This is a genomic window from Microbacterium sp. DMC48 (assembly GCF_056313825.1).
The window spans coordinates 311,206-323,085 of sequence record NZ_JBQUZN010000006.1 but is presented as its reverse complement, the minus strand read 5'-3'; the positions used below and the strand labels follow the sequence as shown (position 1 = coordinate 323,085).

General features: G+C 70.6%; 10 protein-coding genes. 8 read left to right on the top strand and 2 right to left on the bottom strand.

The annotated features are described in order from the left end of the window. Positions 1 to 8: 8 nt before the first annotated feature. Complete coding sequence (locus tag ACT53O_RS13515) at positions 9 to 1,022, bottom strand: DUF7064 domain-containing protein (RefSeq protein WP_347417834.1); 1,014 nt, start codon at positions 1,020 to 1,022, stop codon at positions 9 to 11. A 237-nt stretch (positions 1,023 to 1,259) separates the two neighbouring features. Between ACT53O_RS13515 and ACT53O_RS13510 the strand changes: the two genes are divergently transcribed. The 8 genes from ACT53O_RS13510 (at position 1,260) to ACT53O_RS13475 (ending at position 9,305) form a co-directional block, all read left to right on the top strand. After that, positions 1,260 to 1,544 (top strand): EutN/CcmL family microcompartment protein, encoded by a 285-nt coding sequence (locus ACT53O_RS13510; RefSeq protein WP_347417835.1) that lies wholly within the window; start codon positions 1,260 to 1,262, stop codon positions 1,542 to 1,544. A gap of 40 nt (positions 1,545 to 1,584) precedes the next feature. Beyond that, entirely contained in the window at positions 1,585 to 1,896 is a 312-nt protein-coding gene (locus ACT53O_RS13505; RefSeq protein WP_292859549.1) for a BMC domain-containing protein, read from the top strand. A 71-nt stretch (positions 1,897 to 1,967) separates the two neighbouring features. Beyond that, the gene (locus tag ACT53O_RS13500) at positions 1,968 to 3,344 is read left to right on the top strand and encodes an aldehyde dehydrogenase family protein (protein WP_476152964.1); all 1,377 of its coding nucleotides are present in this window, start codon (positions 1,968 to 1,970) and stop codon (positions 3,342 to 3,344) included. Next, entirely contained in the window at positions 3,323 to 4,192 is an 870-nt protein-coding gene (eutJ, locus tag ACT53O_RS13495; protein ID WP_476152962.1) for an ethanolamine utilization protein EutJ, read from the top strand. Before ACT53O_RS13500 ends, eutJ begins: the two co-directional genes overlap by 22 nt. After that, positions 4,189 to 4,815 (top strand): BMC domain-containing protein, encoded by a 627-nt coding sequence (locus ACT53O_RS13490; RefSeq protein ID WP_347417838.1) that lies wholly within the window; start codon positions 4,189 to 4,191, stop codon positions 4,813 to 4,815. Before eutJ ends, ACT53O_RS13490 begins: the two co-directional genes overlap by 4 nt. After that, complete coding sequence (locus tag ACT53O_RS13485) at positions 4,812 to 6,110, top strand: malate dehydrogenase (RefSeq protein ID WP_476152960.1); 1,299 nt, start codon at positions 4,812 to 4,814, stop codon at positions 6,108 to 6,110. The genes ACT53O_RS13490 and ACT53O_RS13485 overlap by 4 nt, the downstream gene beginning before the upstream one ends. Position 6,111: 1 nt before the next feature. Beyond that, on the top strand, positions 6,112 to 7,146 hold the full coding sequence (locus tag ACT53O_RS13480; protein ID WP_347417840.1) for an alcohol dehydrogenase catalytic domain-containing protein: 1,035 nt from the start codon (positions 6,112 to 6,114) through the stop codon (positions 7,144 to 7,146). A gap of 23 nt (positions 7,147 to 7,169) precedes the next feature. Continuing rightward, entirely contained in the window at positions 7,170 to 9,305 is a 2,136-nt protein-coding gene (locus ACT53O_RS13475) for a helix-turn-helix domain-containing protein (RefSeq protein WP_476152958.1), read from the top strand. 19 nt (positions 9,306 to 9,324) lie between these two features. On the opposite strand, the gene ACT53O_RS13470 is transcribed toward ACT53O_RS13475, so the two are convergent. Then, a complete protein-coding gene (locus ACT53O_RS13470; protein WP_476152956.1) occupies positions 9,325 to 11,880 on the bottom strand; it encodes a pyruvate, phosphate dikinase in 2,556 nt (851 codons plus the stop codon).

Below are 11,880 nucleotides of genomic sequence, written 5' to 3'. Positions count from 1 at the left end.
GGTCCTGCTCAGTGCGCCGCGCGGGCGGAGTACAGATCGGTGAGGAACTGCGGGCCGACGAACTCTTGGATCTCGCCCCAGCCACGGGCATCCGGGTCTTCACGACGTCGCCACTCGGCGAGCACGTTGTAGCCGACGGTGCCCGGCCCCGCCTGCCACGGGAAGCTCGTGCGGCCGAAGCCCGTGAGGTGATGCGTCGTGCCCCGCACATCCTCGACCTCGATCTCCAGCGCTCTGGCGTAGAAGCCCTGACGGATGACACGGTTGCGTCCCGCACGGATGCCGTAGACCTCGCCGTGGTCGAGGACGTACCCGTGCGTGACCTCGCCCTCGGTGGGACTGTCGGGCCCGGCGGTGTGGTCGAGGTCGAAGATGCCGTGGATCGCGAAGTCCTTCGAGAAGTGCGCGTGCAGCCACGTCATGTTGTGCCCCTGATGCTCGTCGCGAAGTCCCCAGGAGTGATCCATCGTCGAGACGCAGTCGATCACGTGCTTCTGTCCGCGCAGGTTCAGCTCGCCCTCGAAGTGGCCGGTCTGGTCGAAGTGACCCTTGTAGGCCGCGCCCCACGCGAACGAGGTATCCGCCTGCTGCGCGGCGGTGATGGGGTCCTGGGCGGGGTCGGAGATGTCGTAGGCAGGCATCAGAGCCGTGTAGCGGAAGTGGAGATCGACGTTGCGGCCGTTCGAGTACGCGACGTCCCACACGCGGTTCGGTTCGATCGTCGTGACGCGCAGGCCGTTTGCGAGCGTGTAGTCGCGGAGGCTTCGCGGCTCGGGAATCGCGAGGTGATGCTGCGCGTCCCAGAAGTCGCCCTGCCACGGCTGGTCGACGAAGCGCGAGTTGATGTGGACGGTCGAGATCACGACTCCGGCGTTCGGGCGGAAGAGGGCATACACGCCGATGTTGATCGGCGCGGCATCGGGCGTCGCGCCCGGCACATAGCAGCCGAAGAAGTTGGTCTCCGCCCACGTCTGGCCGTCACTTGTCGGCTCGTGGAAATCGGCATCGGCGTCGGTGATCACGCTGGTCCTCCTCATCGAGTGCGCCGAGCGTCTGCGGTGACGCCCGGGTGCCAGCATCCCGCGCTGCGGCGTTGCGAGCAAACGCGGGGAGGGGATAACGACCTCGGGATGTGCTATCCGGACGGGATAACCGTCGACCAGCCGTGGCGGACCTAGCGTGAAGGCGTCCCGATGACGGGGCCGTCCCCACGACGAAGGCGTCGGATGAGTCCGACACGCACGCGAAGGAGCGAGCAGATGAGGCTCGGAAAGGTCACCGGTCAGGTCGTGTCGACCGCCAAAGACCCGTCGCTCGCAGGGCTGACGCTCCTTGTCGTCGAGCCTCTGCTGCCCGGCGATCCCAACCGCGAGCCATTCGTCGCCGCCGACCTCGTCGGCGCAGGCCGCGGAGAGGTCGTGCTCTGCGTCATGGGGAGCGCGGCACGCGAGGCGGCGGCTACCCGCGGCGCGGTCGTCGACTGCGCCGCAGTCGCCATCGCGGACTCGGTGATCGACGCCGGAGACGTCGTCTACAGCAAGTAGACGATCCACCAGAAGAAACGCAAGAGAACGGAACAGACAAATGGCTGCAACCGAAACGACCCCGCAGCGCATCGGCGCGCTGGGTCTCATCGAGACCAAGGGACTCGTCGGCGCGATCGAGGCGGCGGACGCCATGGTCAAGGCTGCGAATGTCCACGTCGTCGGCACACGCGAGATCGGCGGAGGCCTCGTGACGGTGCTCGTGCGCGGTGACGTCGGCGCCGTCAAGGCTGCCACCGACGCGGGGGCCGTTGCCGCCGGAAAGGCGGGCGAGGTCGTCTCCGTGCACGTCATCCCCCGCCCGCACGACGAGACCGAGGACATCCTCTCGATCATCGTCCGCGGCAAGTGAGCGCCCCGCGGCGCACACTCCCGCACGGATGAACCGGGCATACGCGTGCCCACAACAGACGGAGAGATGAGATGACGATCACGCTGGATGCCGATCTCCAGGCCCTCGCCGAGGTGCGCCGCAAAGCGGACGCCGGGGCGCAGGCCGCGAAGGCGCTCGAAGATGCCGACCAGGGCTTCCTCGACGAGCTGGTGCGGGCGATGTCGCGGGCCGGCTACGCCGCCTCCGAACAGCTCGCGCGGCTCGCAGCAGACGAGACGGGCTACGGCGTCTACGAGGACAAGGTCGTGAAGAACCGCTTCAACACGGGCTTCGTCGCCGATTGGATGCTCGAGCGACGGGCCGTGGGAGTGCTGTGGGTCGACGAAGAGCGCAAAGTCACGGCGATCGGCTCGCCCATGGGACTCATCGCGGGAATCATCCCCGTGACCAACCCGACGGCCACGGTCCTGTTCAAATCGCTCGCCGCCGTGAAAGCCGGCAACGCGATCGTCCACGCTCCCCACCCGCGCGCCGCGAGATGCTCGAACCTGGCCGCGGAGATCGTGGCGGAGGCTGCGATCAAGGCGGGAGCGCCAGAAGGCGTCATCGGATGCCTCACGATGCCCACCCTCGAGGCGACGGCCGCGCTCATGCGGCATCGGGCCGTACGGCTCGTTCTCGCTACCGGCGGCCCGGGAATGGTCGCGGCGGCCTACTCGAGCGGAAAGCCGACGATCGCCGTCGGCGCGGGCAACGTGCCGGCGTACGTCGACGCTTCCACTGCCGACGTCCGCGAGTCGGCGACGATGATCATCGCGTCGAAGTCGTTCGACAACGGCACGGCGTGCGTCGCGGAGCAGTCAGTGGTCGCACACGAGGCGATTGCCGACGAGCTCTTCCGAGCGATGGAGGCGGAGGGTGCGTTCTGGCTCGACGCCCACGCGCAGAAGCAGCTGACGCGCACGATCTTCGACGAGCGCGGCGGGCTGCGCCCGGACGCGGTCGGCCAGTCGGCGAGCCGTCTCGCCGAGCTCTCCGGATTCCGTGTGCCCACGGGCACGAAGGTCCTGGCCGCTCGGCTGGACCGGGTGCACAAGGACGAGTTCCTCAGCCGCGAGATCCTCGGCCCCGTGCTGTCCGTGTATCGCGAACCCGATGCGCAGGCGGGCTGGAAGCGCTCGCGTGAGATCCTCGCGCTCGGCGGCGAGGGACACTCGGTCGCGGTGCACGCGACCGATCCGGACGTCCTCGCGAACTTCGCGGCTCTGCCCGCGGGACGCATCATCGTCAACAGCCCCGCGCTGTTCGGGGGCATGGGGTACTCGTGCGAGATGGATCCGTCCTTCCAGCTCGGCACGGGCACCTGGTCGGGCTCCATCTGCTCCGACAACGTCACCCCCCTCCACCTGGTCAACGTCAAGCGGGTCGCTCACGAAGTGCGCCCGTGGCGTTCGGTGTTCGCGTGATCGGCGCGGCCGTGGCCGATCGCGCAGCCACCGCCCCGGGCGCCGCGAGCGCCCGGGCCGCGGCTCTCCTGAACCGCGCGGCGGCCGCGTTCCGGCAGCCGATCGCAGGTGCGAAGCCCGCCGCGGTCGGCATCGACCTCGGCACGGCGACGTGCGTCATCGTCGTCGTCGATGCGAACGGCGACCCGGTGTGGGTCGACGCCCGGCCGACCGCGGCGGTGCGCGACGGCGTCGTCGTCGACTTCTTCGGCGCACGTGACGCCACCGCGTCGCTGAAGGCGGATGCCGAAGCAGCACTCGGTATCGAGATCACCCGGGCCGGCGTCGCCCATCCCCCCGGTGTCCGCGCGTCGGATGCGGCGGCGTGCCGCTTCGTGCTCGAGTCCGCCGGGATCGAGGACGTGATCCTTCTGGACGAGGTCTCCGCGGCGCAGGCGGCGCTCGACCTCGTCGACGGCGTGCTGGTCGACGTCGGCGGCGGGTCGACGGGTGTCGGCATCTTCCGCGGGGGCGAACTCGTCCATGTCGACGACCGTCCCGGCGGCGGCACTCACCTGGACCTGATCCTCGCGGGAGGGCTCGGGGTCGACGTCGCCGAGGCGGAGCGTCGCAAGCGCGACGATTCCGCGCCCTACCGGAGCATCCTCAAACCCGGCATCCAGCGCATCGCGGCATCGATCGCCGCCATGAGCCCGGATGCCGACGAGCTTCCGGTGCACCTGGCCGGCGGCGCCGTCATGGTCGACGGCGCCCGCGAGATCATCGCGGCCGAACTCGGTCGCGAGGTGCACATCTACCCGCACTCCCTGTTCATCACCCCCGTCGGAATCGCGAGGACCCTGCTATGAGTTCGCTTCGCACGTATGCGTTCATCGATCGAATGCAGCCGCAGTGCGCGGCGCACGTCGCCGCCACCAGCCCCGGTGACGTGCCGATCGCGGGAATGGCCGAGCTGTTCATCGAGATGGCCCCCGGCAACGAGGTCTTCCGCGCCGCGGACATCGCGCTGAAGGCCGCCGGTGTGCGACCCGCGCTGCAGATCGTCGAACGCGAGTACGGCTTGTTGGAGATCCACTCCGAGCAGCAGGCCGAGGTGCTCGCCTCTGGTCAGGCGATCCTCGACACACTGGGGCTCACCGAGGGTGACCGCATCAAGCCGCAGGTCTCCTCGACACAGTTCATTACGAACGTGCACCCCTACCAGGCGCAGCTGCTCAACAAGTGGCGCAAGGGATCGCTCCTCATGCCCGGCGACAGCTTGTTCATCCTCGAGTGCGCACCGGCGGCATACGTCGCGCTGGCCGCCAACGAAGCCGAGAAGGCCGCGAACATCAAGGTCATCGAGATCCGCGCCGTGGGACGGTTCGGGCGGATGTTCCTCTCCGGCACCGAGTCGGACGTTCGCACCGCCATGGAGGCGGCCGTGGCCGCCCTCGCCGACATCACCGGAGTCGAGGAGGGTCGGCGATGAGCATCGTGGGCGCCGACGCGGTCGATGCGGCCGCCGCCTCCGGCCGACTCGTCGTCGCTGCCGGCGACCGGGTCACGCCGCTCGCGCGCGATCGCGCAGCGGAGCTCGGTGTCGAGATCGTCGAGGACGAGGCGGCTTCGACGGGCACGGGCGACTCTGCCCGGGCGAGCGTTCCGGCGAACGCGGCCCGCGACTCCCTGCCGCGCGTCGACCTGTCTGCGCACGGCCTTCTCCCGTCACCGCCCGTGCCCGCACTCTTCCGACGCGGCGCTCCCTACCCGGGGCTTCGCGGACGGGCGACTCCCGCACCGGCGAGCGCGGGGTCGCGCTCGCGTCCGACGGCCGGGGGCGGACGGGTCAACCGCGTCACGGTGGTGGGCGCCGGCAACGTCGGCACCCATGCCGCCATGCGTCTGGCTGAGACCGACCTCGTGGACGAGGTCGTGCTGGTCGACGTCGTCGACGGTCTCGCTCGCGGCGTCGCCCTCGACCTCACGCACGCCGCGGGGCTGCTGCGCTTCGCATCGCGCATCCGCGGCGAGTCCTCGATCGAGGCCGCCGGCCGCTCCGAGTACACGATCATCACGGCGGGGCGCCCACGCCAGCCCGGAATGAGCCGGACCGACCTGACGGCGACCAACGCCGAGATCGTCGGCGCCCTCGCCGAGGCGGCGGGACGGGTGTCGCCGGACGGTGTCATCGTCGTCGTGACCAACCCTCTGGACGAGATGACGGAGCTGGCCTGGCGGCGCTCCCATCTGCCCGAAACGCACGTGATCGGCATGGCCGGTCTGCTCGACTCTGCCCGGTTCCAGGCGCTCGCCGCTCTCGCGTCGGACGGTCGGGCCGACACGGTCAGCGGTATCGCGCTCGGCAGCCACGGCGACGAGATGGTCTTTCCCGCCAGCCAGGCCCGCATCGGCTCCGAGAGCGCGTCGGCCCGGCTCGGCGACCGGTTCCCCGCGACCGTCGATCGGGCCCGCGACTCGGGCGCGGAGGTCGTGGGACTGCTCGGCAAGGGCAGCGCCTTCATCACCCCGGGACTTGCTGCGGCCCGCATGGTGGAGAGCATGATCCGGGGCGACGGCGCGCTGCTGTCGGCTACCGTGCGCCCGCACGGCGAATACGGCATCGACGGAGTGTATGTCGGATTGCCCGTGCGATTGGGACGCTCGGGCCTCGAGGAGATCGTCAGCCTTCCCCTCGATGCCGCCGAGGTCTCGGCGCTGCGCGAAGCGGCGGCGAAGATCCGGGCACGTGTGAGCGCACTGCCTGCCGCCGTGACGGGCGGGTGAGATGCGCGCCGTCATCGCTCTCGGCGACGGCACCGTCGACGTCGTCGAAGCCGCCAAGCCCACACTCTCCCGCGACACCGACGCGATCGTGCGGGTGACCACTGCGGCGATCTGTGGCACGGATCTCGGACTGCTGCGCGAGCCCGGTCGCCTTCCGCGCGGCACCATCATCGGTCATGAGTTCGTCGGGGTCGTCCAGTCGGTCGGTGCTGCGGTCCGCGGAATACGGCCCGGCATGCGCGTCGTCGCCTGCGACTACACGGCGTGCGGCCTGTGCTGGTGGTGCCGCGAGGGCGCCCACTGGCACTGCGCGGAGCGCCGCTTCTTCGGCACGGGCGAAGCCTTCGGACAGATGCTGCCGGGCGGCCAGGCCGAGTATGTACGCGTGCCCTTCGCCGACACCGTCCTCGCGGAGGTGCCCGATGGCGTGAACGACCGCGATGCCGTCTTCCTCGGCGATCTCATCCCCACCGGCTGGGCCGCCCTCGAGCGGGCGGGGTTGCGCCACGGCGAGACCGTCGTCATCACCGGCGGCGGCCCCGTCGGGCAGGTGGCGAGCCTCGTGGCGCAGGCCATCGGCGCCGGCCCCGTGATCGTCAGCGAACCGGATGCCGGGCGACGCAAGGTCGCCGCCGCACTCGGCGCGACCGCGGTGTCTCCGGCCGAGGCGCCCGAGATCGTCCACGAGATGACCTCGGGTCGCGGTGCCGACATCGTCATCGACGGGGTCGGCGGAGCGCCGGGACTGGATGCCGCGGTGCGCCTCGTCCGCTCTCGTGGGCGGATCTGCTCGGTGGGTGTCCCGCACACCGAGCACTGGACGGCGCCGGTGCGCGAAGCCTTCGTCCGCGAGGTGACCCTGTCGTTCGCGGTCGGCGACGCCATCCGCGATCGCGACAGGTTCACGCCCCTCGTGTCTGCGGGGCTGCTGACGCCGAGCGCCGTCATCAGCGGCTCCGCGCCCCTGGCCGACGCGCGCGAGCTGTATGCGCGAGCGGAGGCCATGGCCGAGCTCAAGGCCGTGATCGAGCTATAGCCTGGGGCGAGAGGAGGTCGAAGATGACCGACACTGCGACGAACGCATCCGACGTGGACCGTGCACGCGCCGTGCTGCGTGTCGCAACGACGCAGCCGGCGAACGTGCATGAAGCCGCCGCCATCGCGGCATCCGCTCTCACCGGGGCCTACGGCGGCGAGTGGTCCATCGCCCTCTGCGACGGTCGACGCTGGATGGACATCGTCGGCCGCGGAGCGTCATTACCCGAACTCGAGGAAGGTGTGCGCGTGGTGCGGGTCTCGGGCCCCGAGGACACCGCGCAAGATGCCGACGACGCGCGCCGTGCGATCGAGTCGTGGATCCGGCTCGTCGCGGAACGCGACCGCTACCGTGTCGATCTCGATGCGACGACGGCGGAGGCCGAATCGCAGTCGGACGTCGCCCACGAGATCCTCGAGGTCCGTGACCTGGAGCAGGTGCTGCTGTCGATCGTGAACCGCACCCTCGTGCTGCTCGACTCGGACATCTGCGGTGTCCTGCTGCGCGACGGCGACGTGATCAAGATGACGGCATGCGTCGGCCACCGGATGGTCGAGACGGCGCACCTGCGCATGCAGCGCGGCCAAGGGCTTGCCGGACTCGTCTTCGAACAGCGCCGACACGGCGTTGTCGACAGCTACGCCGACGATCGCACGATCAGCGCGGACTTCATTCCCCTTGCGGGCCAGGAGGACACGCGCTCCGCCCTGGCCGTCCCGCTCCTCGCCCACGACGACGTGATCGGCGTTCTCGAGGTGTGGAGGCGACGTGACAGCGTCTTCACCGAGACCGACGTACGGCGGATGATCGCCCTCGGCTCGCTCGCGACGATCGCGATCGAGAACGCCCGCCTGTACGACCTGCAGAAGGTGACGCTCGCCCGGCTGAGCGCTGCGCACGAGGCGATGGAGCACCAGGTGGCCCTGCTGGATCGCACGTCCCGGCTGCAGAACGCCTTACTGAGGGTCGTGCTGGATCGCACCGGCGCCTTCGACCAGATCATGCGGACCGTCGCGGACGAGTTCTCATGCGGCGCGGCGTATGTGCGCCGCAACGGCACTCTCGAAGCGCGCGCCGGTGACCTCGGCGAGGACGACATCACGCGCGTGGTGCCGGCGGTCCAGGGCTCGCGAACGGGCCGGGCCGCCTCCCGACACTCGATCGGCGGCGACCGCGCCGCGTGGACGCATCCCGTCGTCTCGGGAGATCAGGAGATCGGTTGGGTCGTCCTCGTCGGCGGGACGGAATCCGATGAGGCGATGGCGGCCGCGGCCGCCCAGGTCGCCATGGCGTGCGCGCTCGCGCGCCTCGAGCAGCGCGCCGCGAGTCAGGCGCGCAACGCCGCCTACGAGCAGATCGTCTGGGACCTCGTCGAAGGCCCGCCCGAGCATCGCTCCGCCGCACTCAGTCGCGCCTCCGAGCTCGGCATCTCCCTGCACGGGGCGCACCGTGTCGTGCAGGGAGGTTTCGACAACCTCGGAGACCTCGCCCGCGAAAAGGGCTGGCACAACGCCGCCCAGGAGGATGCTCGCCGCGCGGTACTTCGCGCCGTACGCGCCGGGGACACGGCGCGCAGGACGCGACTGCTCAGTATGCGCGGCGACTGGATCGTCGCGATCGTCGGCACCGACACGACCGCCGACGCCCGGGAGACGGTCGGCGCGTTGCGCGAAGCGGCGACCTCGGCGCTCCCGGGGCTGAGGATGACGTGGGGGGCCAGCTCGGCGTACACGGACCTCCTGATGCTGCCGACGGCCTACCGCGAGGCGGTCACTGCCCTCGACGGTGCTCGCCGCATGCGACCCGGGCAGTTCTCGCTCTACGACGAACTCGGCATCGTGCGCCTGCTGCTCGGCAGCGGCGGCGACAATCCGGATCTGCAGACGTTCGTCGACGACGTCACCGGCCCGCTGCGCGAATACGACCGAAAGCACGATGGCTCACTCGTCCAGACTCTTCGGGCCTTCTTCGACAACGACTGCTCCCAGCGCCGCGCCGCAGACGCGCTCTTCATCCATCCGAAGACGCTCAGTTATCGACTGGCGCAGATCAGCGAGCTGAGCAGCCTCGACCTCTCGAGGCACGACGACCGCATGCGCGCCGACCTCGCGCTGCGCATGCTGCAGCTGAGCGAGCAGCCCGGCGACGCATCGTTCTGAGCTGTGGCGGCGGCCACCGTCACCGGTCGAGTCCGGGGCCGTTCCCGCGCCGGTCGGCGACCGCCGCCTTCGCCAGCGCCAGCAGCGCCGGGCCTGCCTCATCGACGTCGACCGCGATGCGGCTGAGGCCCGACCGCCGCAACCGCGCGAGCATCGGCTCCGAGACCGGCCCGCTGACGCGCCATCCGATGCGATGACCGCCACCCGTCGCGGCCGCGTCCATGACCGCCTGCAGCAGCGGCTCGACGCTGGCGTCGATCTCGTGTCGGGGGTCGGCGCTCAGCAGCCCTGCGGACACATAACGCTCGAGGGGCTGTGCGGTCAGCAGTACGCGAGGGGGGAGTCCGAGCATCGCGGCCTGCAAAAGACGCAACTCGACCCAGATCGGGTCCAGCCGCTCGGAGAGGGATGCCGCGGCGAGTGCGCCGCGCGGGCTCGCGATATAGGCCCCGGCGACGACGGCGGGAGCGAAGGGCTCGGCGAGCGCGACGATCGCGTCGGCCTCGCCGGCATCCGAGACGTTGCGCACCGACAGATGCACCCGCGGTCCGTCGTCGTCCGCGATGCGCCGTCGCGCCGCGGCGAGACCACGCAGCTGGGAGACCAGGAGCGCCGGAACTCCGACGGGCAGCGCCAACTCCGGTCGAAGATCGGTCAGCGCCACGGACTGCAGCAACTCGCTCGTCTCATCGACGAGGAAGTCGATGGCGCGCACGCCGAACTCCAGGTCGCCGGCGGCGGCGAACAGCGGCGCGAACGCGGTCTCGATCACGGCCGACAACCGCCCGAGCCCGGCGTCACCGGGTTCGGGCGCGCCGATCTCGCGCAGGATGTCGGCGAGGTCTGGGCTCGTCGCGAGTGCGTCCGCCGCTGCGACGACGACGCCCACGGCGCCGAGGTGACGTGCGCGGGCGATCTCCTCCGCGGTCGCGGCGCGAGCGAGGAGCTCGACGCCTGCGATGGTGCGGCAGTAGGCCATCACGGCGTCGAGGTCGGCGTTGCCCGTCAGCGCGTCCACCACGGGGATCCGTCCGGCGAAGACCTCGCCGGTGCCGCCGTCGACAGAGATCCAGTCGCCCTCTCGGAGAGCGCGGCCACCGACGCGCAGGACGTCTGCGTCGATCGACAGAGCGGCGCAGCCGACCACGCACGTCTTGCCGAGTGCGCGTGCGACCACCGCCGCGTGCGATGTCGCACCCCCGGTCGCGGTCACGACGCCGGTGGCGGCGATCATGCCGTGCAGATCGGTCGGGCTCGTCACCTCTCGCACGAGGATCACCGGCACGCCGGAGCGCGCGAGCTCGCCCGCCCGATCGGGGTCGAGGGCCACGATGCCGCTGACGTTGCCCGGAGAGGCCCCCGTCCCCTCGACCAGCAGGTCGCCCGACGCGCGCGCGTCGCCGACGGCCTCCTCGTCGAAGGCGGGGCGCACGACGCCGCGAATGTGGTCGAGGGTCACCGTCTCGAGGATCGATGCCGCGGCATCGCCGTGCTCGCGCAGAAAGTCGGCGGCGATGCGGACCGCCGCGGGGGCCGTGCGCTTCGCCGAACGCACCTGGAGGAAGTACAACACCCCCGACTCCACAGTGAACTCGATATCGAGGACGTCGCGATGCGCCTCCTCGAGTGCGGCCACGGTCCGGCGCAGCTCCTCGAACAGATCCGGCTGATGCTCCGCGAGGGAGGCGACCGGTTCCGGGGTGCGGATGCCGGCGACGACGTCCTCGCCCTGGCTCGCCGCGAGGTACTCCCCGTAGAGGCCGGGCTCGCCCGTGACCGGGTTGCGGGAGAACACCACACCCGAGCCGGAGTCCTCGTCACGGTTGCCGAACACCATCGTCTGAACGACGACGGCGGTACCCATCGCGTGATCGATGCCGTGGAGCTCACGGTACGTGATCGCGCGCCGCGTGTTCCAGGAACGGAACACCGCGGCGATCGCGCCGAGAAGCTGCGCGTGCGGCTCGTCGGGGACGGTGTCCTCGCCCGCCGCCTCCAGCGCGTCCTGCAGGCGGCGCCAGACGGCGTCGTAGACGGCTCCGGGCTCGGCATCATCGCCCAGCTCGTCGATCACGGCGTCGACGGGCGAGGCGGGAACCTCCATCACGTCGAGCACGATCTCGGCGTACATCGCGTGGAAGCGCGCGAGGATGTCGGCCATGAACCGCACGCTGCCCGCGCGACGTGCGACGGCGATCGCGGCGCTCCGGTCGAGCCCGAGGTTCAGGACGGTGTCCATCATGCCGGGCATGGAGATCGGCGCACCCGAGCGCACCGAAAGCAGAAGCGGGTCGTCGGCACCGCCGAAGGTGCGTCCCGTCGCAGCCTCGATCTGAGCGAGACGTCGGTGGACGTCACGGACGAGACTCTCCGGCAGCGACCGCTCGCGAAGGTACGCGGCGCAGCAGGAGGTCGCGAGCACGAATGCCGGCGGCACCCGCAGCCCTCGACGCGTCATCGAGACCAGTCCCGCGCCTTTGCCGCCCAGCAGCGTCCGGTCGTCCGTCTCGGCATCGGCGACGAAGTAGGTGAGGTCGGTGTCGAACGCGACCGTCCCGGTCGCTGCGGCCGTCAC

What these genes read in the sequence shown, in the direction of transcription:
- ACT53O_RS13510 (WP_347417835.1), top strand. Translation starts at nt 1,260, where the DNA reads ATGAGGCTCGGAAAGGTCACCGGTCAGGTCGTGTCGACCGCCAAAGAC.
- ACT53O_RS13490 (WP_347417838.1), top strand. Translation starts at nt 4,189, where the DNA reads ATGAGTTCGCTTCGCACGTATGCGTTCATCGATCGAATGCAGCCGCAG.
- ACT53O_RS13485 (WP_476152960.1), top strand. Translation starts at nt 4,812, where the DNA reads ATGAGCATCGTGGGCGCCGACGCGGTCGATGCGGCCGCCGCCTCCGGC.
- ACT53O_RS13500 (WP_476152964.1), top strand. Translation starts at nt 1,968, where the DNA reads ATGACGATCACGCTGGATGCCGATCTCCAGGCCCTCGCCGAGGTGCGC.
- ACT53O_RS13475 (WP_476152958.1), top strand. Translation starts at nt 7,170, where the DNA reads ATGACCGACACTGCGACGAACGCATCCGACGTGGACCGTGCACGCGCC.
- ACT53O_RS13480 (WP_347417840.1), top strand. Translation starts at nt 6,112, where the DNA reads ATGCGCGCCGTCATCGCTCTCGGCGACGGCACCGTCGACGTCGTCGAA.
- ACT53O_RS13505 (WP_292859549.1), top strand. Translation starts at nt 1,585, where the DNA reads ATGGCTGCAACCGAAACGACCCCGCAGCGCATCGGCGCGCTGGGTCTC.